We start from the raw sequence: 21289 nt of genomic DNA, 5'->3' as shown, positions 1-21289 counted from the left end.
ACCGAGCAAAACGGAAATTTCCTGCACTTTTGTGGCGCTGTTTGCAGTACGCTTGCCCTCGGCAGACGCCCCGGCAGAGGGCGCGCCGCTGCGATGCCCTGCGTGTAAACCATCGATCATCTTTCGTGAGGTTTACCATGCGCATCACCTCCCAACTCATCTGCCATGCCGCCGACGATCTCAAAGGCTTCGTCGGCCTCAACCGCAAGACCGGCCAGTACATCGTGCGCTTCAGCGAAGATTCATTCGGCATGGACGTGGCCGACGACGGCATCATCCCGGCCAGTGAATTCGTCTGGGCGAAGGCGTCGGAAACCACCATGACCCTCAAGCGCGACTTGATTCAGCTGCTGCTCGATCAACACATTGACGACCGGATCAACATCACCGAACCGTTACGGGTTTACATGAGCAAGGTTGAAGTGCCGGAGATTGTGGCGGTGCGGAGTCTGGTGCGCGGTTGAGGTTTTGCAGTGTGGTTGCGGGCCTCTTCGCGAGCAGGCTCGCTCCCACAGGGATTTCGTGAACGCCACAGATCCAATGTGGGAGCGAGCCTGCTCGCGAAGGCGGCGTTGGGGCGCCGCCAACCTCAATGGCCGAATGCATAACGCTCAATCCCGCAATCCGCAGGCTTCGATAAGTGCGCGAACCAGCGGTGGCATTTTTCCTTTTAGGGCGGCGCGTTCCGGCTGGAACAGCGTGGCGACGAAAAACGGATGTTTTTTCAATTCGATAGCGCGCAGATCCCCCTCCGAATCACGGCCTACCGCTTGTAGCTGATCGCTCATCAAATGCTGTTCGAACTGCGGATTCACGCCGTAGCGGCAGCGGTAGCCTTCTTCAATTTCAGACTTTTCGTACGCCTTGGCGATCAACGAGCCGGGCTGGAGGTGAATGACGTCGATGGCTTCAACCAGCGAGCAGCTCAGCGGCGTGAGCACAGCGCGTTCGGATTCTGGCGAGGTTTCCCCATGCTCGGCGTCGGCCCAGCCCAGCACATTGCGCGAATATTCCAGAACCGCGTGCTGAAAACCGCCACAGGTGCCGAGGAAAGGTCGCCCTTGCTCGCGGGCAAAGCGGATGGCGCGTAGCGCACCGTCTTCACTTTTATAGGGGCTGGCGGGTACACACCAGAACCCATCGAATTGAGTCAGCGCAGTGTCGGTGCCGATCTCTTCAGTGGCCAGCCACTCGAACTGCACGGTGCGTTGCAGGTGTTCGGCGACCAGGCCGAGTGCAACCGGAATCGCTTGGTGGGCGGTGACTTGGGGGTCGTAATCGCCAACCAGGGCGATGCGGACGGCGCGATTTTCCATGGGATTTCCCTGCGCTTGCTGAAGGATGGCAGTCACTATAGATCGCGTGATTGCCATCCCACTATCCCGAGTTTTACCTGGTGCCTGAGACTACCGCCATTACCCCGACACCCGCTCATTGGCAAACATGCTCACCGCATCCACCGCCTCACTGGCGCCATCGCGAATCTGCAGAATCACCGTGCCGGCCTGATTGGCCAGTTCCACGCCTTCTGCGGCGCGGTCGCGGGTGCCTTGCATGCTCTTGATCGCCTGCCGTGTTTCGCTCTGGATCAGACTGATCATGGTGGAGATCTCGGCGGTGGAGCCGCTGGTGCGCGCCGCCAGTTGCCGTACTTCATCGGCCACCACGGCAAAGCCGCGGCCCTGTTCACCGGCGCGCGCGGCTTCGATGGCGGCGTTGAGGGCAAGCAGGTTGGTCTGATCGGCGATCGCGCGGATGGTGTTGACGATGGCGGTGATTTGCTCGGAGCGGTCGCCCAGTTGCGCGATCAGCGTTGAGGACTGGCTGATGTCCTCGGCGATTTCGCGCATTTCGCTGGCAGCCTGTTGAATCACTTGCGTACCTTGCTCGGCGACTTTTCGTGTCGCTACCGAGATGTGATAAGCGGTGCTGGCACTGCGTGCGTCCTGCTCGTGTTGCTCGACACGGGCGGTAACGTCAGACGCGAACTTCACGACTTTGTACAAACGCCCCGAAGCGTCGTAGACCGGGTTGTAGTTGGCCTCCAGCCACACGATCTGACCGCGTTTATCCACGCGCTCGAACTGCCCGTGGAAGAACTCGCCCTGATTCAGGCGCCGCCAGAAATCCTGATAGGCGCTGCTGTTGACCAGCGCCGGGGTGCAGAACAGGCGGTGATGCTGGCCCTTGAGCTCTGCGAGGCTGTAACCCATGCGCGTGAGAAAATTCTGGTTGGCGGTAAGAATGTTGCCGTCGAGATCGAACTCGATCACCGCCATCGCGCGATCGATCGCCTGCAGCTTGGCGTTGGCCTCGTTCTCCTGCTGCACCTTGGCGGTGACATCCATCGCGTACTTGACCACTTTGATCACCCGTCCCGACGCATCCTTGATCGGGTTGTAACTGGCCTCCAGCCAGATCGGCTGGCCTTTGCTGTTGACCCGTTCAAAAGTGCCGGACTGGAACTGACCGTTTTTCAGGCGCGACCACAGCTCAGTGTACTGGGCACTGCGACCGAACTCTGGTGTGCAGAAATGCCGGTGCGGCTGGCCGATCGCCTGGGCAGCCGTGTAACCCATGGTCTTGAGGAAATTGTCATTGGCACGCAACACCACGCCATCAAGATCGAACTCGATCACCGCCATCGAACGGTTGATCGCTTCGAGCATCGCAGCTTGGTCAAAAACGGTGTGTTGCAATTCAGCGAGGGCGGCTTTCTGGCGATTGAAGAACATGCTTGCGGTACTCGGGAAGTGGGGAAAATCAAAAGGATTCAGTCCCTATTCCTGCGCCGGCAGACCGAAATGCACAGACGGCATTCGGTGGTGACTGCTCAATGCCAGCGTTCCGTTACTGGCAGATGGCTACTTATACAAAACTTAATAAAGTTGTACAAGAAAGGAATTTTTCACGAGTTTGTATAACTTTTTACGAAATTAGTTGTACGCGGCTCGCCGCGCCAGTGATTCACCGCTGATACAGTGCCAGGAACATCTCCAGCGCCGACTCGGCAACTGCATTCTGCGCGTCTGGATCAAGGGCCGCGCGACCCAGCGAGATCTGCGGCCAGAACGCGAATGCCTTGAGCAAACCTTGTACTTGATGCGCGGCAAATTCTGGATCCACCGGCTTGAGCCGTCCGTCGGCTTGTGCTGCGCGTATCCAGACAGTCAGTCCTTCCTCGCGCTCGCCCATGCGCTCGATCATGTTCTGCGCACGTTCGGGAGAATGAATGGTTGCGGCAATCGCCACCCGGGCGAGGGTGAGAAAATTCTCGTCAGCCATCATCTGCACTTTTTCTCGCAGCATCAGGCGCAACTGCTCATGCAGCGGTTGCTCGCGGTCGTAGCTCACCGATGGCTCGGCAATGATCCGCGCCCACAACTGATTAAGGATCTCGGCGAACAGTTCTTCCTTGCTCGGGAAGTGGTTGTACACCGTCCGCTTCGACACGCCGGCCGTGGCGGCGATCTTGTCCATGCTGGTGATTTCGAACCCGTGGGCACGGAATTCGGCGATCGCCGCCTGGATGATGGCTTCGCGTTTGCGATCGGTGAGGCGTTGTGGAGCGGTCATGAGCGGACTTCAGTAGAGAAGGGATGAAATTACACTCGGCAGTTTACTTGGCGCCGGCTTTGATGCAACCTAGAAACTACACCGCTCAGTGTAATGTTGCGTTAATCCTCGCACCTTACAAACCAGAGCGTTTGGCCTTTGCGTGCAGCTTGGCCATTTTCATTTCCCGTGGAATACCGTGCAGCACACGGTTTTTCGGAGTCGTTCAGTCATGGCCAATCCAGTCTCTCTCCCGGACAACACACCCACGCCTGAAGCCTCGCGCCAGGATCAAGGGCTGTTTCGCAATCATGCGCCGGTTCAGCGCGAAGGCCTGCGCAAAATGCTGCGGATCATGTGGAACATGATTTTCCACAAACCGCGCGACACCCGTCCGAGCGCCGCCATTCCTGTGCAGCCGCTTACTCGCGAAGATCTGCTCGCAGCGCCCAATCACAGCGTTTACCGCTTGGGACACTCGACGCTGTTGCTGAAGATGCGCGACAAATTCTGGATCACCGACCCGGTCTTCGCCGAGCGCGCCTCGCCGGTGCAATGGGCTGGCCCGAAACGCTTCCACCAACCACCGATCAGCATTGACGAGCTGCCACCGATCGAAGCGGTGATCCTCTCCCACAATCATTACGACCATCTCGACTACGAAGCGGTGCTCAAACTCGCCGCCAAAACCACTTACTTCCTGACTCCGCTGGGCGTGGGCGACACCCTGATCAAGTGGGGCATCGACGCCAGCAAGGTGCGCCAGTACGACTGGTGGCAGGGCACCGAAATCGCCGGTATCCGCTTCGTCGCCACCCCTTCGCAGCACTTCTCCGGCCGTGGCCTGTTCGACGGCAACAGCACGCTGTGGGCGTCATGGGTGATGATCGATGCCGACACACGAATCTTCTTCAGCGGCGACAGCGGTTACTTCGACGGCTTCAAACGCATCGGCGAACAATACGGCCCGTTCGACCTGACCCTGATGGAAACCGGCGCCTACAACGTCGAATGGCCCCACGTGCACATGCAACCGGAAGAAACCCTGCAAGCCCACATCGACCTCAAGGGCCGCTGGCTCTTCCCGATCCACAACGGCACCTTCGACCTGGCCATGCACGCCTGGCATGAACCGTTCGACCGCATCCTTGCCCTCGCGTGGGAACGCAGTATTGCGATTACCACACCGCGAATGGGGGAGGCGTTCAACCTTGCGCATCCACAACGGGGGAGTGCGTGGTGGATGGCGGTTGAAGAGGAAGGGGAGGCGCTTGCTCAGAATGCCTGACGCGTTCGCCTCAAGCGAATACCACCTCAATACGGCCCTCTTTCCGTGATCGGGGGGCCGATTTGACTACAATTTGCACATCTCGTCCGAGACGTGAAAGGCATTCCATCATTTTGGCCTCACTGATTCCGCGAAATTTGCCACGCAACATTTCGGAAAGCTTGGGTTGTGAGAGTCCCAAGATTTCTGACGCCTGAACCTGAGTGAGATGACGCGCCTTAATGATTGCGCCAATTTTCGCTGCGAGCTGCGACTTCACCTGCATTTCACTTGCATTGGGTAAGTCCAGATCGTGATAGACGTTTCCGCTACCTACTTCAATCTCCATGGTTTTCTGATCCTTTCGCATGTTCCTGGGCGGCTCGAAGTCTGTTTCTGATCAGATCAATGTCCGACTGGGCGGTTTTAATCCCGCTTTTCGACTTTTTCTGAAAGCAGTGCAAAACGTAAATTGCACTGCCAAAACGAACCGTATAAATGGCGCGGTAGGTGTCGGTGTCGAAGTCTTCTATCAACTCCAGGACACCTGCGCCTCCGAACCCTTTCAATGGCTTTGCATCTGAATACTTCAGGCCACATTGAGCCAGATCCAGTGCGTGACCAAAAACGTCTTGGACCTCTGTGGGCATCTGCTTGAGATCTTTTTTACTACTGCAGACCCACATAAGCGGCTTCCTTGCACTCATGCGAAATATACCTATTTTGGAATAATTATCAAATTGCCATTTCAGTCAGCCATCGCAAAATCCCCACGCCCCACCGATTCCCCCGCCATACCCTGCGCCCTGACACTGCGCCCCGGTGCAAACCCCGGGAAGAACACCAACCCCTGCGCTTCAAACCGATAAGCCAGTGCCAGTCTTGCGGCGTCTGCCACGTCCTGCTGCGCTTCGAACCGCTGGATATCTGCCACCGCCACCTCTGCCTCGCGCGATAGTTGTTCAACGCTCCAGCCCAGCATGGCGCGGGCCTGGACGCAGTGGGTCGGGGTGAACTGGAAAAGGGCAATGCGTTCGAGGACGTGGTTCATCGCAAGAGAGGCCATGGTGTGCTCCGGGCTCAAAAGTGCTGATTGAAAATGTACTGTGTTTTTGTACAGTTGTTTTCGGCCGGGATCAAACGCATTTTTCGAATTTGCCTAGTTCGTCGGCTCCAACCAGACGGACGGTGCCTGTCCCAGCACACGCCGAAACATCGTCGAAAACGCCGCCGGGCTCTCGTACCCGAAGTCCAGGGCAATCCGCGTCACCGCTTCCCCCGCCGCCAACCGTGCCAACGCCTGCACTACGCACGCCTGCTGGCGCCACTGACGAAAGCTGAGCCCGGTCTGCTGCCGAAACAATCTGTTAAAGGTACGCAAGCTTATGTGTAACTGGTCGGCCCAATCCTGCGGGGATTGATGGGTGTTGGGCATGTTCAGAAAGGTCTGACACAGACTGAGGAGCTTTCCTTCGGCGGGCATGGGAATGTGTAGGGCAAGGGGCGCGCTGCGTGCCAGTTCATGCAACAGCAAGTTGATCAGCACACCGTCGCGTCCGGCCTGGTCGTACATCAGTGGCACGTCCACCGCTTCCATCAGCAAATGCCGCAGCAGCGGCGACACATTGAGCACTTGGCAGTCCGGCCCCAATTCCACGTTGCTCGGTTCGATGTAAAGGCTGCGGGTGCTCACCCCGAGCATCAACACCTCGTGGGCCACGCCCGGCGGAATCCACACCGCGCGCTGCGGCGGCACCACCCAATTACCGTTCCGAGTGCTGACCTGCATCACGCCGGTGGCGCCGTAGAGCAATTGGCCACGGCGATGCGTATGAAACGGGCGTAGGTGGCCGTGGGAATAATCGGTACCGATGGCCACGACCGGGCGAGGCGTGTCATCGAGCTGATTGATCGAAATATTGCGCATCAGGCGTGTTCCAGCGATTGGCGTAAACGCGAACATTATTGGCCCAACTACTGAAGCCGGCCAGTGCATCACGCTCTAATGTCCTGGGCTCCCCCGATCCTGGACGCCCACCATGTTCTACCTCCTGCTTACACTGTTCGGTTGCCTCACCGGCATCAGCGCCGTGCTCTTCGGTTTCGGCGGCGGCTTCGTCATCGTGCCGCTGCTCTATCGCATGCTCACCGCCAGCCACGCAGCCGACGACCCCATCGCCCAGTCGGCCATGCACATCGCCGTGGCCACCTCGACCTGCGTGATGATCGTCAACGCCCTGATCGCCACACGCAAACACCAGCGCGCGGGCAATCTGCTCCGGGAATACCTCTGGCCATTGGGCGGGTTTATCGGCGTGGGTGCGGTCGTCGGCGCCATCGCTACGATGTGGGTCAGCGGCGAAGTGATCCGCTACGCCTTCATTGCCTACCTGGGCGTGACCATCGTCGATTGCCTGCTGCGCCGAGGATTTCTCACACAGTCCCAAACCACATTCCCACGGCGACTGACCACCACGGAAACATCCGCCGGCGGTGTAGGCATCGGCGCCATCGCGACCTTCCTAGGTGTAGGAGGAAGCGTCATGACCGTGCCGCTGCTGCGCCGTTGCGGGCTGAGCATGTCGCAAGCGACGTCCATGGCCAATCCGCTCAGCGTACCGGTAGCGTTGGCCGGGACGCTGACGTACATGGCGCTGGCCGGTTTCACCGGGGGTGATTTGGGCGTTTGGTATATCGGGTATGTCGATGTGCTGGCGTTTGCGCTGCTGACGGTTGGTTCGTTGCTGGGGATCAGATTGGCAGCGCGGTGGATTGGGCGGATACCGGATAGAATGCATGCCCAAATCTATGTTGGCTTACTTATGCTAGTGATGCTGGGTATGTGGACGAGATGAGCTAATGCGGTTAACCGGGTTAATCTTGCTGAGGTCAAACAGAACACACGGGAAACGTCATGTCGATCAGTGAAAGTGACTGGAAGAAATTCAAGCAACTGCGCAAAGTCGCGCTCGACCGTTTTTGCCAAGGTGTGCTCGCCGATACCAAGACAATCACACAGCACGGTGCGCTGTCGGCCCATGCCCGCTACGGCATGATCTACGGCTTGATCAATGATCGAAACCGCGACATGGCTCGCATGTTCGATGGACTGGCTCGTTCCTCCGCGCTTTGGAAACTGACGCTCATGGTCTCGCATGATTTATTGACCCATGCGGAGTTGTCGATTCTGAGCGAGGAAGTGCAGAAGCTGACTTCTGATATTGAACGTCGGGCTTACGAAATTGAGTGGGTCGAAGAGATCGTTCGAGATGACTGACCCAATGTCACCCGCGCTTCCAAGAGAACCTGAATGTTGATCTTTAATTGCACCGAAGCCGCCAGCAAGTTCTTCAGCCGTGTCCATAAAGGCAAAACGATCACGCCGGTGGACACCAAACCGCCGTCACCGGTTATAGAAGCTGATGAGATGAATGGTGCGGACGAACAGTGGCTGGTTCATGCGATCACTGTGCAGCGCAAACATGTGTTGTTGGTCCTGCACATCAAAACCCGCTATTGCGTGATCCTGGCTGACGCGAAAAAAGCCGACGATCACGAGTTCGTTCTGCGCTTCACCGAGCGTTGGGTGAATGGCCTGATGATCAATGCCCAAAACCATGGCCTCGGACAATGGCTAGACCCCGAGGTGATGTTGGCGCGGATGCAACAGACTTGTGAGCACCAGCGATTCTATCGGCGCGGCCATCGCAGCGCGCAAAAACACATTGATGAAATTGCCTGGTGTTTCCGCAACAAGGTCGCTGGAACAGGGTGCTTGCCACCCAATGAAGTCACGGCGATGGTTTTCGACGAACAAATGAACGACACCCCAAGGAACAGCAAGGGAGCCAAGTCCTACTACTTCCCGGACGAGGAAATGACGCTTCACTGGCTGAGCCATTATTGCTTCCTCGATGATGTCCAGCTGCATGCTGCGAAAGAGCGCCGGCATCAAGTCGCGCGGGAGATAGCGGAGATGGAGCGCAAGGCTTTTATGCAAGAGTATGAGAGGCAGAACTCGAATGATTAAGCCGGGGCATGATGCACTCACAGGTTGAGTAACAACCCCATGCTCCCTCACTCCAACCCCGGCGCTTCGCGAATAATGAAGTGATCCAGGTTCTCGATATTGGCATTGAAGACCTCGAAAGGCTTATCGGGGTTCTTCTTGCCGGGCACCTGCTTCAACTCCGGCGTCACTCCATAGAAGAAACAGAACAACGCCTTGTCGCTATCCACCGCATGCTTGATCTCTTCCAGAAACGCCCTGCGCTTGCGGTAGTTGTCGATCAGCTTTTTGTTCAGATAAACGCTGACCGGATATGGCTTCTTCTTGCTGTCTTCGGGCTTCTTGAACCAGACCTTGTCCTCGAAATCGATCCGAAAACTGGCACTGTGGAAGTCCTCGATCTTCTTGATCCGCCCCCAGTAGATCAGCCCCTTGTTGTCCGTCAGATATTCAATCTTCTTGAAGAACGAACTGTACGGCGCCGTATGCTCGCCGACCTTCAACGGCATGCGCTTGAGCAAATCCTTGTCGGCGAAGTTGGAAACAAAACACTCCACCGGATGCGCAAACACACTGGTCTTGTCCGGCGCCGACTCACGACTCGCCGACTCTTTACCAGCGTCCGCCGCCACCCGCACCGAGTCATCGCGCAACACATCCTCCGCCCCCGCTGGCGTGACAGGCTTGCGCACATACTCACGCCGGGTCAGCAACAACTCTGATGGGAAGTGTTCCTCACGCCCGTCATCCACCTCGCCATCCGCCGTTTCAACGCCAGACGCTGAAGCCTTCAAACTCACATACGGACAACCCGCCACATGCTGCGTGGTCGGCAGATTCTTGAAGTGCGGCGTGCGCACGTAGTTCACGTTCTTGGCGTTGAACGTACCCAACTCATTGGAAGCCTCGAACGCCGAACGACAGGCATCGTTGGGGCACTGGAAGTGTTCCTTCGCCGAGTCAAACGCCACCGTCTCATCGAAATTGAGATCGCGAACGTCATAGATCGACAACTTGTCGTCGAGGCTGAGGCAGTAGGCGAGATCGAATTTCATGGTGGGGCTCGGATCCTTGAGTGGGGGAGGGGTATTAATAGCGGGAGGCGGCGCGGGTTGCACTGATTGTTTTCGGGGTGAGGCGGAATCTATGGGAGACAGCCTGCTGGCGACTCTCGGCATCGACTCATCACCGAATCCAGACACCCAGTCAGTAGCAAAAACTCTCCCTAGTGACAGAGCTTTATCCCTCTGGAATCAGCCTTTTCACCCTTGTATAAAGCGAAGCTGTAAACGCCACGCGATCATTTGAATGGTGACAACGACGATGGCAATTCGGACAAAGTGCTACAGCGTTCGAAACTTGATCCGAACCCTTATCTGCAAGTGGTTTGACATGGTGGACTTCAAGAAACGGCAGATCATGCATCTGAAACGGAGCCGGGTCGCCACAGCCTTCGCAATGCCCCTCGGCTTCATTTCGAACCCAAGCTCTAACCTCGGGATCGCGAACGTAAACCGTGCGAGTACTTGACGCTTTCTTTGGTTTCTTTATGCCTTTCGGTGGCTCCTTTATATGTTTCTTCTGAATTGCAGCAGCGCGACGCTCTAGTGTTTCTTCGTCGGCTGTCGGAATAGCAGGGTCGCCCGGCTGGAAGCCGCGATTTGTGAGAGCTATTCGAATTAACTGCTCAACGTTCGAACCAACGTTTTCCGCCGGTTTGTAACCCTTAATGGGTTTCCGATCCATCGTCACCAGGACTTTGGAAATGTTCTGCATTCGGAATTCGACAGAACCTTTTGTACGAGTCGACAAGGCTGATGCGCGTAGTTCGCGATTCTCATGTGCCTTGTTGAATTTGTGACCCGCGAGCTCTAAATCAAGCATTCTGAGATAGGTGTCAACCGCTGCCTCAATCTCAGCAACAGTCCAGTCAGTGTCTTTTTTCTTGTCGCTCATAAAATCGCCGAGGGTTGAAAACCCTCGGACGATACTGAGTGGCCATCACGGCTGTCTAGGAAAATTCCTACAGAAAATAGCGACGGATCTCTCGAGATCCGACAACCACATCGCTAACCCATCGAATGCTTCGAAGACTGAAACACCTGCGTGACCCTTCGCCACCAGGAGTTCTCTACCGAAGCTCGACGTGGATTTTGATCATTTAACAGATAAGGCATATCCCGAAGCCGAATCCAGCCCTCATCCTGCCAATGCAGCAAACTCAAAGACATTTCCGGCCAATCCAACAAACTCAACATTGGCCGATGTGAATCCCCCGAATCCTGCGCATCGCGCAATGTCGGCACTACCTCATTGGTCAACCACTCACGCAGCAACCGATTTCCCGGTACGTAGTGATAGATCAATAGCGCATACACCCCCGATTCACTGAGCATCAGATGCTGTTCTGGTTCTCGAAAGTACTCGATCCGCATGACGCGGCGTTGATCGCTATCTAGCTTGTGGACCACCCGATCATTCAGGTGAAAGCCCATCAAACGGCCAACATCCCGGGCGGAGAACCATGGCTGGTTTTCGAGTAGAAGGGCATGTAGAGAAAGGTTATGGCGAGAGAAAACAGTTACCGAGCATGGATCAGACATATCTATGACCTCTACGTTATGGATTTTGGGAGGACCTGACCCCCAACGTAGAGCGGACATAAGAAATCCCAACGAGCAGAGCAGTTACCACCGACGAATTCCACGTCTGTGTCACTGACCAAGCTTTCTACGTTGGGCGTTTCTTAGGCACCTGCCACAGAGCTTAGTAGTGCTCGCAGCAGGCTTCAATGGGAAGCGACTGTAAGTGCTGTAGGAGATTGAGCGCTGTGACGTAGGCGTAAAAAGGCTCACCGATCGCCCATAAAAAAGCCCCGATCAGATCGGGGCTTTTTTGCTTTCTCGATTCGCCGACTCAAACCGCAATCGTCAAATCATGCCAAGCGAGACTATTAGTCCCAGCTCAGAGCACCACCAGTCTGATACTCAATAACCCGCGTCTCAAAGAAATTCTTCTCTTTCTTCAAGTCCATAATCTCGCTCATCCAAGGGAACGGGTTAGTCGTCCCTGGGTACTCTTCCTTCAAACCAATCTGGCTCAAACGACGGTTAGCGATGAACTTCAGGTAGTCCTCCATCATCGCCGCGTTCATGCCCAGTACTCCGCGAGGCATGGTGTCACGCGCGTATTCGATCTCCAGCTGCGTGCCCTGCAGGATCATCTGGGTTGCTTCTTCCTTCATTTCGGCATCCCACAGGTGTGGGTTTTCGATTTTGATCTGGTTGATCACGTCGATGCCGAAGTTCAGGTGCATGGATTCGTCGCGCAGGATGTATTGGAACTGCTCGGCGACGCCGGTCATTTTGTTGCGGCGGCCCATGGAGAGGATCTGGGTGAAGCCGCAGTAGAAGAAGATGCCTTCCAGAACGCAGTAGTAGGCGATCAGGTTGCGCAGCAACTCTTTGTCGGTTTCCGGGGTGCCGGTTTCGAACTTTGGATCGGAGATCGAACGGGTGTACTTCAGGCCCCAGGCTGCTTTCTTCGCGACCGATGGGATCTCGTGGTACATGTTGAAGATTTCGCCTTCATCCATGGCCAGCGATTCGATGCAGTACTGGTAGGCGTGGGTGTGGATCGCTTCTTCGAAAGCCTGGCGCAGGATGTACTGGCGGCATTCCGGGTTGGTGATCAGGCGGTACACGGCCAGGACCAGGTTGTTGGCAACCAGGGAGTCGGCGGTGGAGAAGAAGCCGAGGTTGCGCATGACGATGCGGCGCTCGTCGTCGGTCAGGCCTTCCGGGTTTTTCCAGAGGGCGATGTCGGCGGTCATGTTGACTTCTTGCGGCATCCAGTGGTTTGCGCAACCGTCCAGATACTTCTGCCAGGCCCAGTCGTACTTGAATGGCACGAGTTGGTTGAGGTCGGCGCGGCAGTTGATCATGCGCTTTTCGTCAACGGCGACACGGGCGGAGGCGCCTTCGAGTTCGGCGAGGCCTTCGGCGACGTCGAGGGAGTTCAGTGCAGCCTTGGCGCGGGCCACGGCGGCCGAGTCGTCGGCGGTGACGGCGCGGGCTTCCAGCGCTGCGGCGCCGCCGGCGTTGTCGAGGCGGTCCATGTTGGCTTCGCTTGCGTGGCCGGCGTTGGCGCCTTTCACGGTTGCGACTTCACTGTCTTCTTTATCGAATTCGTCCCAGCTCAGCATGACGTGTCGTCTCCTGCGTGAGGGCTTGTGCCCGTGTGAAACCTGAAGGGTTGGTTTTTCACACGGCCAAACAAGCCGCGTTGGATGTCGTTTTTTGCAGCGCTGCACGCAGGCAAATAAACAGAAATTTTGACGGGTCCCGAGAGCCTCTGATGGGCGCAATCAGCGTCTGGCACTGTTGCGGGGCTTCAGAATGGCTTTTGCTCCCTGTAAGGGAATATTGCTGACCCGTATAGGGCGGCATTATAGGGAAATTTTTACCGGCGTGGTGCGGCGAATCGGCTCATGGCGAGGCCGAGGAGGGGGTGGATTTCGGTCCGACCGAGGGATTACAGGGCTTTGCGCGGAATCGGCCCGAGCAGATTTTTTTTCGTTAATTTTTTGGCAGGTGTTTTTTTGTTTAAAAAATAGCCAGAAAAGCGGGTTTTTCACTATATCTAGTGTTTTGCAAGCGTTTTTCCCGGCTCCAGACACAACTGAGCCCGACCGAAGCCGGGCTGGAATCGACCCTCAATGTAGCGCTGAGCGATCCGATTCGGTGCAGTCTGATTCAGTTCGTGCAGCCGTTGCCCATGATGCTGTAGCGCAGGATGTGGCGTTGGCCTTTGGAGTCGTCGTATTCCATTTTCGCCGGTACTACTTCGCAGACATTTGGAATTTCGCTCATCGATACAACTTTGGCGATGTCCAGATGTGTGGAGTAAGTGTATTCCTCGATGACCGGTTGTTGCTGTGCGACATCAGTCGGGACCTCGTCTGCCATGGCGGTTGCGCACAGACTGCTGAGGGCCAGAACCAATAAAGCTTTCATTTCTAATTCACCTTTTTGAGGTCGAGTGGGGTCACGCAACCTTTTTAGGGTTGCGTGTGGAGCTTGAGTATTTGATGCGTTACTTGGAGAGCTGGATTAACGGCCTTCGTGGGGGCTGTAACGTTGTTAATCGCGGTTGCCTTGTTGGCGAGGTGAATTTTAGGGCGGTGGGATGCAGGTAAACAGGGGCGGTTTTGATAAACACTTTTGATAGATTTGGTAACAATCGATTGAGGTCTTGGTGTCCGGCCGGATGGGGTTTGCCTGACGGACCGCGTTGACTGCATCGCTGGCAAGCCAGCTCCCACATGGAATGCGGACATTTTGTAGGGGCTTGTTACTACCATCGTCGAATGGTTCTATGGGCCCCACCCGGCTACAACGGGGTCATACAAAAACAACTATTACACCGAGGTAGGAAAGATGAGTGCGGCTTCTCTGTATCCCGTTCGTCCCGAGGTTCTGGCAAACACGCTGACTGACGAGGCGACCTACAAAGCCATGTACCAGCAGTCGGTCGTCAACCCTGACGGCTTCTGGCGCGAGCAAGCCAAGCGTCTGGACTGGATCAAGCCTTTCACCACGGTGAAGCAGACGTCGTTCGACGATCACCATGTCGACATCAAGTGGTTTGCCGACGGCACCTTGAACGTTTCCTATAACTGCCTCGACCGTCATCTGGCCGAGCGCGGCGATCAAGTCGCGATCATCTGGGAAGGCGACGATCCTTCCGAAAGCCGCAACATCACCTACCGCGAACTGCACGAGCAAGTGTGCAAACTGGCCAACGCCCTGCGTGGTCAGGACGTGCACCGTGGCGATGTGGTGACCATTTACATGCCGATGATTCCCGAAGCCGTGGTCGCCATGCTGGCCTGCACCCGGATCGGCGCGATTCACTCGGTGGTGTTCGGCGGTTTCTCGCCGGAAGCCTTGGCCGGTCGCATCATCGACTGCCGCTCGAAAGTGGTGATCACCGCTGACGAAGGCATCCGTGCCGGCAAGAAGATTTCCCTCAAGGCCAACGTCGACGACGCGCTGACCAACCCGGAAACCAGCAGCATCCAGAAAGTCATCGTCTGCAAGCGCACCGGTGGCGACATCAAGTGGAACCAGCATCGCGACATCTGGTACGAAGACCTGATGAAGGTCGCAGGCACTGTTTGCGCGCCGAAAGAGATGGGCGCCGAAGAAGCGTTGTTCATCCTTTATACCTCCGGCTCGACCGGCAAGCCGAAGGGCGTGCAGCACACCACCGGCGGTTATCTGCTGTATGCGGCGATGACCCACGAACGCGTGTTCGACTACCGTCCGGGCGAAATCTACTGGTGCACCGCCGACGTCGGCTGGGTCACCGGCCACAGTTACATCGTCTACGGCCCGCTGGCCAACGGCGCGACCACCGTGCTGTTCGAAGGTGTGCCGAACTACCCGGACATCACCCGGGTGGCGAAGATCATCGACAAGCACAAGGTCAACATCCTCTACACCGCGCCGACCGCGATCCGCGCCATGATGGCCTCGGGTCAGGCCGCCGTGGAAGGCGCCGATGGCAGCAGCCTGCGTCTGCTCGGTTCGGTCGGTGAGCCGATCAACCCGGAAGCCTGGGACTGGTACTACAAGAATGTCGGCAAGTCGCGTTGCCCGATCGTCGATACCTGGTGGCAGACCGAGACTGGCGGCAACATGATGAGCCCGCTGCCGGGTGCTCACGCGCTGAAGCCGGGTTCGGCGGCGCGTCCGTTCTTCGGTGTGGTGCCGGCGCTGGTCGACAACCTCGGCAACATCATCGAGGGCGAGGCCGAGGGCAATCTGGTGATTCTCGATTCGTGGCCAGGCCAGGCGCGTACGCTGTACGGCGATCACGATCGTTTCGTCGATACCTACTTCAAGACCTTCCGTGGCATGTACTTCACCGGTGACGGCGCGCGTCGCGATGCCGACGGTTACTACTGGATCACCGGGCGCGTGGACGATGTGCTCAACGTCTCCGGCCACCGCATGGGCACCGCCGAGATCGAGAGCGCGATGGTCGCGCATCCGAAGGTGGCCGAAGCTGCGGTGGTGGGTGTGCCGCATGACATCAAGGGGCAGGGCATCTATGTCTATGTGACCTTGAAGAACGGCGAGGAGCCGACCGAGCAGTTGCGCCTGGAGCTGAAGAACTGGGTGCGCAAGGAGATTGGCCCGATTGCTTCGCCGGACGTGATCCAGTGGGCGCCGGGGCTGCCGAAGACCCGTTCGGGCAAGATCATGCGCCGCATCCTGCGCAAGATTGCCACGGCGGAATATGACGGCTTGGGCGATATCTCGACCCTGGCGGATCCGGGTGTGGTGCAGCATTTGATTGATACGCACAAGACCATGAATGTTGCTTAAGTAGCGGTTTGATGTGCTGAAAAGCCCTGTTCGGTTTTCGCCGGACAGGGCTTTTTTGTGTCTGCAGATTTTGTGCTGGTAGGGCTGGCCTTATCGCTGGCAAGCCAGCTCCCACAGGTTTTTGATCGTTCCCACGCTCTGCGTGGGAATGCAGCAAGGGACGCTCTGCGTCCCAGAAGCCGACGCAGAGCGTCGAGGGAGGCGTTCCCACGCGGAGCGTGGGAACGATCAGCGAAACCCGCAACACCCCAACCAATAATTATCGATCTGCACCGTCAGACCTTTCCCGCTGTTACCCGCCACAACCCAATGTGTAACCGCCCGCGCCAAACCGGGGCGAAGGGAAACGCGGTGCGCCGTTTTAGAGCCTCCAAAGATCCGCTGAAAAATAAGACACAACGCTGCGCTTGCCGGATTAGAAGGGTTTGCGAATAATGGGCCCGCAACTTGCAATATGTATCGGTTCACTGTCTTTCGCTCTTGCATGAATTTGCAGGGCTGTCAATGAGCTCAAACCGCTTTCTCGGTGCATCTGTAATTAGTTGTCGCATTGAAGAAATATCGGCTTCGGGCCTGTCGTTAGAATGCCGATCACTCGCTCATCGTGGCTGACGTTGAAATCGCCTGCGGTTTCAACGGGAAATTTCCGCCGATGCGCAACCGATTTCCGATTCACCCATTCGCATATTGGGCTGTCGCTCACTCTGCCGTTTTTGCCCTTTACCGATGGAGTCCCAAGATGAAGAAACTTGTGCTGCTTGGCGCCCTGGCACTGTCCGTGCTGTCGCTGAATGCCGTCGCTGACGAAAAACCTGTGAAGATCGGCATCGAAGCGGCTTACCCTCCATTCGCTTCGAAAGCACCGGACGGCAGCATCGTCGGTTTCGACTACGACATCGGCAACGCGCTGTGCGAAGAGATGAAGGTCAAGTGCGTGTGGGTCGAGCAAGAGTTCGACGGCCTGATCCCGGCTCTGAAAGTGCGCAAGATCGACGCCATCCTGTCGTCGATGTCGATCACCGAAGATCGCAAGAAGTCGGTCGACTTCACCAACAAGTACTACAACACTCCGGCGCGTCTGGTCATGAAGGCCGGCACTCAGGTCAGCGAAGGTCTGGCTGAGCTGAAAGGCAAGAACATCGGCGTACAGCGTGGTTCGATCCACGAGCGTTTCGCCCGCGAAGTTCTGGCTCCATTGGGCGCCGAGATCAAGCCGTACGGCTCGCAGAACGAAATCTACCTCGACGTGGCTGCCGGTCGCCTCGACGGTACCGTGGCTGACGCCACCCTGCTGGACGATGGTTTCCTGAAAACCGACGCCGGCAAAGGCTTCGCGTTCGTTGGCCCGGCCTTCACCGACGTCAAATACTTCGGCGACGGCGTAGGTATCGCAGTGCGCAAGGGCGACGCCCTGAAAGACAAGATCAACACTGCCATCGCGGCCATCCGCGAAAACGGCAAATACAAAGCAATCCAGGACAAGTACTTCGCCTTCGACATCTACGGCAAGTAAGACGTCTCTGCGACAAGTCCGAAATGGCGCAAGCAACAGAATCTCTGCGGTTTGCGCCATTTTTTCATCCCAACTTTCGAGGACCTGAATCATGTTGAAAGGCTACGGGGCTGTCATCCTCGATGGCGCATGGCTGACGCTTCAGCTCGCCTTGTCGTCCATGGCTCTGGCCATCGTTCTCGGGCTGATCGGTGTCGCGTTGCGCCTGTCGCCGGTGCGCTGGCTGGCGTGGCTGGGCGACCTGTATTCGACGGTGATCCGCGGCATTCCCGATCTGGTGCTGATCCTGCTGATCTTCTACGGCGGCCAGGACTTGCTCAACCGCGTCGCGCCGATGCTCGGCTATGACGACTACATCGACCTGAACCCGCTGGCCGCCGGTATCGGCACCCTCGGTTTCATCTTCGGTGCGTACCTCTCGGAAACCTTCCGTGGCGCGTTCATGGCGATCCCCAAGGGCCAGGCCGAAGCGGGCATGGCGTACGGCATGAGCAGTTTTCAGGTGTTCTTCCGGGTGATGGTGCCGCAGATGATTCGCTTGGCGATTCCCGGCTTCACCAACAACTGGCTGGTACTGACCAAGGCCACCGCGCTGATTTCCGTGGTCGGTCTGCAAGACATGATGTTCAAGGCCAAGCAGGCGGCGGATGCCACGCGTGAGCCTTTCACCTTCTTCCTCGCAGTGGCGGCGATGTACCTGGTGATCACCAGTGTTTCATTGCTGGCATTGCGTCACCTTGAGAAGCGCTACTCGGTAGGCGTAAGGGCGGCTGATCTATGATCTTCGACTACAACGTCATCTGGGAGGCACTGCCGCTGTACTTCGGCGGCCTGCTGACCACCCTCAAACTGCTCGCGCTGTCGCTGTTCTTCGGTTTGCTCGCGGCGTTGCCGCTGGGGCTGATGCGCGTCTCGAAAAACCCGTTCGTCAACGGCGCCGCATGGCTGTACACCTACGTGATTCGCGGCACGCCGATGCTGGTGCAGCTGTTCCTGATCTACTACGGTCTGGCCCAGTTCGAGGCGGTGCGCGAAAGCTTCCTGTGGCCGTGGCTGTCCAGCGCAACGTTCTGTGCCTGCCTGGCATTTGCCGTGAACACCAGCGCCTACACCGCAGAAATCATCGCCGGCAGCCTGAAGGCCACGCCGAACGGTGAGATCGAAGCGGCCAAGGCCATGGGCATGTCGCGCTTCAAACTGTACAAGCGCATCCTGCTGCCGTCGGCCCTGCGCCGCGCGCTGCCGCAGTACAGCAACGAAGTGATCATGATGCTGCAGACCACCAGTCTGGCGTCGATCGTGACCCTGATCGACATCACTGGCGCGGCACGTACCGTCAATGCGCAGTTCTACCTGCCGTTCGAGGCGTACATCACCGCTGGCGTGTTCTACCTGTGCCTGACCTTCATTCTGGTCAAGCTGTTCAAACTGGCCGAGCGTCGCTGGTTGAGCTACCTCGCGCCACGGAAGCACTGATATGCAACGCATCGACCACGTATTGCCGTGGAGCCACTTGGGCAGCGAGCGCAAGGTTTCGGTTTTCCGTTTCGGCAGCGGCGAGCGCAAGGCCTACATCCAGGCCAGCCTGCACGCCGATGAACTGCCGGGTATGCGCACCGCCTGGGAGCTGAAAAAGCGCCTCGGCGAACTCGAAGCGCAAGGCTTGCTCAACGGCGTGATCGAGCTGGTGCCGGTGGCCAATCCGATCGGTCTCGGGCAATTGCTGCAAGGCAATTTCCAGGGCCGTTTCGAGGCGGGCAGCGGCAAGAATTTCAACCGTGATTTCGTCGAGCTCAGCGCGCCGGTCGCGGCGGCACTGGGCGACAAGCTCGGTGATGATCCCCATGCCAACGTGCGCCTGATCCGCCAGGCGATGGCCGACCACCTGGCCGGCTTGCCTGAAGCGAGCAGCCAGTTGCAGGGCATGCAGCGTGTGCTGCTCAGCCACGCCTGCAGCGCCGATGTGGTGCTGGATCTGCACTGCGATGCCGAAGCCGCGCTGCACATGTACGCGCTGCCGCAGCACTGGCCGCAGTGGCGTTCGCTGTCGGCGCACCTGAACGTCAAGGTTGCTTTGCTCGCAGAAGATTCCGGCGGCAGCTCGTTCGATGAAGCCTGCTCGTTGCCGTGGCTGCGCCTGTCGCGGCAGTTTCCCGATGCGCAGATTCCGCTGGCGTGTCTGGCGACGACCATCGAGCTGGGCGGGCAGGCCGACACTGGCCGTGTCGAAGCCGAGGCTTATGCTGAAGGCATTCTGGCGTTCCTTGCCGAGCAAGGCCTGATCACCGGCGAGTGGCCGGACCCGGCCTTCGAACCGTGCGAAGGCATGCCGTTCGAAGGCACCGAATTGCTGTTTGCGCCACACCCCGGTGTGGTGAGTTTTTCCCGCAAGCCCGGCGAATGGGTCGAGGCGGGCGATGAGATTTTTCAAGTGATCGACCCTGTGTCCGATCGGGTCAGCACGGTATGTGCTGGTACGTCCGGGGTGCTGTTTGCCATTGAACGGCTGCGCTATGCCCAACCCGGTTTCTGGCTGGCCAAGGTGGCGGGGCGCGAAGCGCTGCGTCACGGGCGCTTGCTCAACGACTGACTGACTGTTTTTGTGAGAACCGACCGCATGTACAAACTTGAAGTCCAAGACCTGCATAAACGCTATGGCAGTCACGAAGTGCTCAAGGGCGTGTCCCTGAAAGCCGCCGCCGGCGATGTGATCAGCATCATCGGCTCCAGTGGCTCCGGCAAAAGTACTTTCCTGCGCTGCATCAACCTGCTCGAGCAGCCGCACGCCGGCAAGATCCTGCTCAACAACGAAGAGCTGAAACTGGTGGCGAACAAGGACGGCGCGCTGAAAGCCGCTGATCCGAAGCAGCTGCAACGCATGCGTTCGCGCCTGTCGATGGTGTTCCAGCATTTCAATCTGTGGTCGCACATGACCGCGATTGAAAACATCATGGAAGCGCCGGTGCACGTGCTTGGCGTACCCAAGTACGAAGCCCGGGAGAAAGCCGAGTACTACCTGAACAAGGTTGGCGTGGCCCATCGCAAAGACGCGTTCCCGGGGCACATGTCCGGTGGCGAGCAGCAGCGCGTGGCGATCGCTCGTGCGCTGGCGATGGAACCGGAAGTGATGCTGTTCGACGAACCGACCTCGGCCCTCGACCCGGAACTGGTCGGCGACGTGTTGAAAGTCATGCAGGCGCTGGCGCAGGAAGGCCGCACCATGGTCGTGGTGACCCACGAAATGGGCTTCGCCCGTGAAGTGTCGAACCAGTTGGTGTTCCTGCACAAAGGCGTCGTCGAAGAAAGCGGCAACCCGCGCGAAGTGCTGGTCAACCCGCAGTCTGAGCGCTTGCAGCAATTCCTGTCGGGTAGCCTGAAATAAATCAGGGCTGCCGTTGTGCACCAGATTAGGTCATGCTTCGCGATCTTCTGGCTGGCTCAGATCCCCTGTGGGAGCGAGCCTGCTCGCGAAAGCGGTAGAACAGCCAGCAATTATGTTGACTGGTACACCGCCTTCGCGAGCAGGCTCGCTCCCACATTCTGATCTTCAC

23 protein-coding genes are annotated in these 21289 nt (G+C 57.6%); 11 read left to right on the top strand and 12 right to left on the bottom strand.

Going from position 1 to position 21289, the window contains the following annotated elements:
- The first annotated feature begins 137 nt into the window (after window positions 1-137).
- Window positions 138-464 carry a DUF2025 family protein gene (locus HU724_RS21565; RefSeq protein ID WP_133339664.1) on the top strand — a complete coding sequence of 109 codons (327 nt, stop codon included), beginning with the start codon at window positions 138-140 and terminating at the stop codon, window positions 462-464.
- A 147-nt stretch (window positions 465-611) separates the two neighbouring features.
- On the opposite strand, the gene HU724_RS21560 is transcribed toward HU724_RS21565, so the two are convergent.
- The 3 genes from HU724_RS21560 to HU724_RS21550 all read right to left on the bottom strand — a co-directional run bounded on the left by HU724_RS21560 (window position 612) and on the right by HU724_RS21550 (window position 3576).
- Window positions 612-1316 carry a CTP synthase C-terminal region-related (seleno)protein gene (locus HU724_RS21560; protein WP_186567692.1) on the bottom strand — a complete coding sequence of 235 codons (705 nt, stop codon included), beginning with the start codon at window positions 1314-1316 and terminating at the stop codon, window positions 612-614.
- 99 nt (window positions 1317-1415) lie between these two features.
- Entirely contained in the window at window positions 1416-2735 is a 1320-nt protein-coding gene (locus tag HU724_RS21555; RefSeq protein ID WP_186567693.1) for a methyl-accepting chemotaxis protein, read from the bottom strand.
- 232 nt (window positions 2736-2967) lie between these two features.
- Window positions 2968-3576 carry a TetR/AcrR family transcriptional regulator gene (locus HU724_RS21550; RefSeq protein WP_016773570.1) on the bottom strand — a complete coding sequence of 203 codons (609 nt, stop codon included), beginning with the start codon at window positions 3574-3576 and terminating at the stop codon, window positions 2968-2970.
- A gap of 211 nt (window positions 3577-3787) precedes the next feature.
- Between HU724_RS21550 and HU724_RS21545 the strand changes: the two genes are divergently transcribed.
- Entirely contained in the window at window positions 3788-4843 is a 1056-nt protein-coding gene (locus HU724_RS21545) for an MBL fold metallo-hydrolase (protein ID WP_130887349.1), read from the top strand.
- Window positions 4844-4853: 10 nt separating this feature from the next.
- Here HU724_RS21545 and HU724_RS21540 read toward each other — a convergent pair whose 3' ends face one another.
- The 4 genes from HU724_RS21540 to HU724_RS21525 form a co-directional block, all read right to left on the bottom strand.
- On the bottom strand, window positions 4854-5171 hold the full coding sequence (locus tag HU724_RS21540; protein ID WP_186567694.1) for a helix-turn-helix domain-containing protein: 318 nt from the start codon (window positions 5169-5171) through the stop codon (window positions 4854-4856).
- Entirely contained in the window at window positions 5161-5508 is a 348-nt protein-coding gene (locus HU724_RS21535) for a type II toxin-antitoxin system RelE/ParE family toxin (protein ID WP_262136717.1), read from the bottom strand. Before HU724_RS21535 ends, HU724_RS21540 begins: the two co-directional genes overlap by 11 nt.
- A 62-nt stretch (window positions 5509-5570) precedes the next feature.
- Window positions 5571-5888: a helix-turn-helix domain-containing protein gene (locus tag HU724_RS21530; RefSeq protein ID WP_056788034.1), complete on the bottom strand. Its 318-nt coding sequence runs from the start codon at window positions 5886-5888 to the stop codon at window positions 5571-5573.
- A gap of 93 nt (window positions 5889-5981) precedes the next feature.
- Window positions 5982-6749 (bottom strand): AraC family transcriptional regulator, encoded by a 768-nt coding sequence (locus HU724_RS21525; protein ID WP_186567695.1) that lies wholly within the window; start codon window positions 6747-6749, stop codon window positions 5982-5984.
- A 112-nt stretch (window positions 6750-6861) separates the two neighbouring features.
- Between HU724_RS21525 and HU724_RS21520 the strand changes: the two genes are divergently transcribed.
- From HU724_RS21520 to HU724_RS21510, 3 genes are read left to right on the top strand one after another with little or no spacing between them, the layout of a single operon-like run.
- The gene (locus tag HU724_RS21520) at window positions 6862-7677 is read left to right on the top strand and encodes a sulfite exporter TauE/SafE family protein (RefSeq protein WP_186567696.1); all 816 of its coding nucleotides are present in this window, start codon (window positions 6862-6864) and stop codon (window positions 7675-7677) included.
- 59 nt (window positions 7678-7736) lie between these two features.
- Window positions 7737-8099: a hypothetical protein gene (locus HU724_RS21515; protein WP_186567697.1), complete on the top strand. Its 363-nt coding sequence runs from the start codon at window positions 7737-7739 to the stop codon at window positions 8097-8099.
- A gap of 33 nt (window positions 8100-8132) precedes the next feature.
- Window positions 8133-8852, top strand: a complete 720-nt coding sequence (locus HU724_RS21510) for a DUF6933 domain-containing protein (protein ID WP_186567698.1) — start codon at window positions 8133-8135, stop codon at window positions 8850-8852.
- A gap of 47 nt (window positions 8853-8899) precedes the next feature.
- Here HU724_RS21510 and HU724_RS21505 read toward each other — a convergent pair whose 3' ends face one another.
- The 5 genes from HU724_RS21505 to HU724_RS21485 all read right to left on the bottom strand — a co-directional run bounded on the left by HU724_RS21505 (window position 8900) and on the right by HU724_RS21485 (window position 13846).
- Complete coding sequence (locus tag HU724_RS21505; RefSeq protein WP_186567699.1) at window positions 8900-9886, bottom strand: hypothetical protein; 987 nt, start codon at window positions 9884-9886, stop codon at window positions 8900-8902.
- 184 nt (window positions 9887-10070) lie between these two features.
- The gene (locus tag HU724_RS21500; RefSeq protein WP_186567700.1) at window positions 10071-10787 is read right to left on the bottom strand and encodes an HNH endonuclease; all 717 of its coding nucleotides are present in this window, start codon (window positions 10785-10787) and stop codon (window positions 10071-10073) included.
- 113 nt (window positions 10788-10900) lie between these two features.
- On the bottom strand, window positions 10901-11434 hold the full coding sequence (locus tag HU724_RS21495) for a BRO-N domain-containing protein (RefSeq protein WP_186567701.1): 534 nt from the start codon (window positions 11432-11434) through the stop codon (window positions 10901-10903).
- Window positions 11435-11784: 350 nt separating this feature from the next.
- Window positions 11785-13035: a ribonucleotide-diphosphate reductase subunit beta gene (locus tag HU724_RS21490; RefSeq protein WP_016773579.1), complete on the bottom strand. Its 1251-nt coding sequence runs from the start codon at window positions 13033-13035 to the stop codon at window positions 11785-11787.
- A gap of 550 nt (window positions 13036-13585) precedes the next feature.
- On the bottom strand, window positions 13586-13846 hold the full coding sequence (locus HU724_RS21485; RefSeq protein WP_016773580.1) for a DUF2790 domain-containing protein: 261 nt from the start codon (window positions 13844-13846) through the stop codon (window positions 13586-13588).
- A gap of 423 nt (window positions 13847-14269) precedes the next feature.
- Between HU724_RS21485 and acs the strand changes: the two genes are divergently transcribed.
- The 6 genes from acs (at window position 14270) to HU724_RS21455 (ending at window position 21120) form a co-directional block, all read left to right on the top strand.
- Window positions 14270-16225, top strand: a complete 1956-nt coding sequence (gene acs / locus HU724_RS21480; protein WP_016773581.1) for an acetate--CoA ligase — start codon at window positions 14270-14272, stop codon at window positions 16223-16225.
- A 739-nt stretch (window positions 16226-16964) separates the two neighbouring features.
- Window positions 16965-17738: an ABC transporter substrate-binding protein gene (locus tag HU724_RS21475; protein WP_024014020.1), complete on the top strand. Its 774-nt coding sequence runs from the start codon at window positions 16965-16967 to the stop codon at window positions 17736-17738.
- Window positions 17739-17829: 91 nt separating this feature from the next.
- Window positions 17830-18519 (top strand): ABC transporter permease, encoded by a 690-nt coding sequence (locus HU724_RS21470; protein WP_016773583.1) that lies wholly within the window; start codon window positions 17830-17832, stop codon window positions 18517-18519.
- A complete protein-coding gene (locus HU724_RS21465) occupies window positions 18516-19214 on the top strand; it encodes an ABC transporter permease (RefSeq protein WP_122507650.1) in 699 nt (232 codons plus the stop codon). The genes HU724_RS21470 and HU724_RS21465 overlap by 4 nt, the downstream gene beginning before the upstream one ends.
- A 1-nt stretch (window position 19215) precedes the next feature.
- Window positions 19216-20328 carry a succinylglutamate desuccinylase/aspartoacylase family protein gene (locus HU724_RS21460; protein ID WP_186567702.1) on the top strand — a complete coding sequence of 371 codons (1113 nt, stop codon included), beginning with the start codon at window positions 19216-19218 and terminating at the stop codon, window positions 20326-20328.
- A 27-nt stretch (window positions 20329-20355) separates the two neighbouring features.
- Window positions 20356-21120 carry an ABC transporter ATP-binding protein gene (locus HU724_RS21455; protein ID WP_007912705.1) on the top strand — a complete coding sequence of 255 codons (765 nt, stop codon included), beginning with the start codon at window positions 20356-20358 and terminating at the stop codon, window positions 21118-21120.
- Window positions 21121-21289: the final 169 nt, after the last annotated feature.

This window comes from Pseudomonas iranensis, assembly GCF_014268585.2.
Taxonomy (GTDB): Bacteria; Pseudomonadota; Gammaproteobacteria; order Pseudomonadales; family Pseudomonadaceae; genus Aquipseudomonas; species Aquipseudomonas iranensis.
This window is presented reverse-complemented; position numbering and strand designations above follow the sequence as displayed.

Coding starts and splice junctions, on each gene's coding strand:
- HU724_RS21490 (WP_016773579.1), bottom strand. CDS start 13,035: ATGCTGAGCTGGGACGAATTCGATAAAGAAGACAGTGAAGTCGCAACC.
- HU724_RS21555 (WP_186567693.1), bottom strand. CDS start 2,735: ATGTTCTTCAATCGCCAGAAAGCCGCCCTCGCTGAATTGCAACACACC.
- HU724_RS21495 (WP_186567701.1), bottom strand. CDS start 11,434: ATGTCTGATCCATGCTCGGTAACTGTTTTCTCTCGCCATAACCTTTCT.
- HU724_RS21525 (WP_186567695.1), bottom strand. CDS start 6,749: ATGCGCAATATTTCGATCAATCAGCTCGATGACACGCCTCGCCCGGTC.
- HU724_RS21505 (WP_186567699.1), bottom strand. CDS start 9,886: ATGAAATTCGATCTCGCCTACTGCCTCAGCCTCGACGACAAGTTGTCG.
- HU724_RS21500 (WP_186567700.1), bottom strand. CDS start 10,787: ATGAGCGACAAGAAAAAAGACACTGACTGGACTGTTGCTGAGATTGAG.
- HU724_RS21470 (WP_016773583.1), top strand. CDS start 17,830: ATGTTGAAAGGCTACGGGGCTGTCATCCTCGATGGCGCATGGCTGACG.
- HU724_RS21545 (WP_130887349.1), top strand. CDS start 3,788: ATGGCCAATCCAGTCTCTCTCCCGGACAACACACCCACGCCTGAAGCC.
- HU724_RS21535 (WP_262136717.1), bottom strand. CDS start 5,508: ATGTGGGTCTGCAGTAGTAAAAAAGATCTCAAGCAGATGCCCACAGAG.
- HU724_RS21550 (WP_016773570.1), bottom strand. CDS start 3,576: ATGACCGCTCCACAACGCCTCACCGATCGCAAACGCGAAGCCATCATC.
- HU724_RS21475 (WP_024014020.1), top strand. CDS start 16,965: ATGAAGAAACTTGTGCTGCTTGGCGCCCTGGCACTGTCCGTGCTGTCG.
- HU724_RS21530 (WP_056788034.1), bottom strand. CDS start 5,888: ATGGCCTCTCTTGCGATGAACCACGTCCTCGAACGCATTGCCCTTTTC.
- HU724_RS21540 (WP_186567694.1), bottom strand. CDS start 5,171: ATGGAGATTGAAGTAGGTAGCGGAAACGTCTATCACGATCTGGACTTA.
- HU724_RS21460 (WP_186567702.1), top strand. CDS start 19,216: ATGCAACGCATCGACCACGTATTGCCGTGGAGCCACTTGGGCAGCGAG.
- HU724_RS21560 (WP_186567692.1), bottom strand. CDS start 1,316: ATGGAAAATCGCGCCGTCCGCATCGCCCTGGTTGGCGATTACGACCCC.
- HU724_RS21455 (WP_007912705.1), top strand. CDS start 20,356: ATGTACAAACTTGAAGTCCAAGACCTGCATAAACGCTATGGCAGTCAC.
- HU724_RS21515 (WP_186567697.1), top strand. CDS start 7,737: ATGTCGATCAGTGAAAGTGACTGGAAGAAATTCAAGCAACTGCGCAAA.
- HU724_RS21485 (WP_016773580.1), bottom strand. CDS start 13,846: ATGAAAGCTTTATTGGTTCTGGCCCTCAGCAGTCTGTGCGCAACCGCC.
- HU724_RS21565 (WP_133339664.1), top strand. CDS start 138: ATGCGCATCACCTCCCAACTCATCTGCCATGCCGCCGACGATCTCAAA.
- HU724_RS21465 (WP_122507650.1), top strand. CDS start 18,516: ATGATCTTCGACTACAACGTCATCTGGGAGGCACTGCCGCTGTACTTC.
- HU724_RS21510 (WP_186567698.1), top strand. CDS start 8,133: ATGTTGATCTTTAATTGCACCGAAGCCGCCAGCAAGTTCTTCAGCCGT.
- acs (WP_016773581.1), top strand. CDS start 14,270: ATGAGTGCGGCTTCTCTGTATCCCGTTCGTCCCGAGGTTCTGGCAAAC.
- HU724_RS21520 (WP_186567696.1), top strand. CDS start 6,862: ATGTTCTACCTCCTGCTTACACTGTTCGGTTGCCTCACCGGCATCAGC.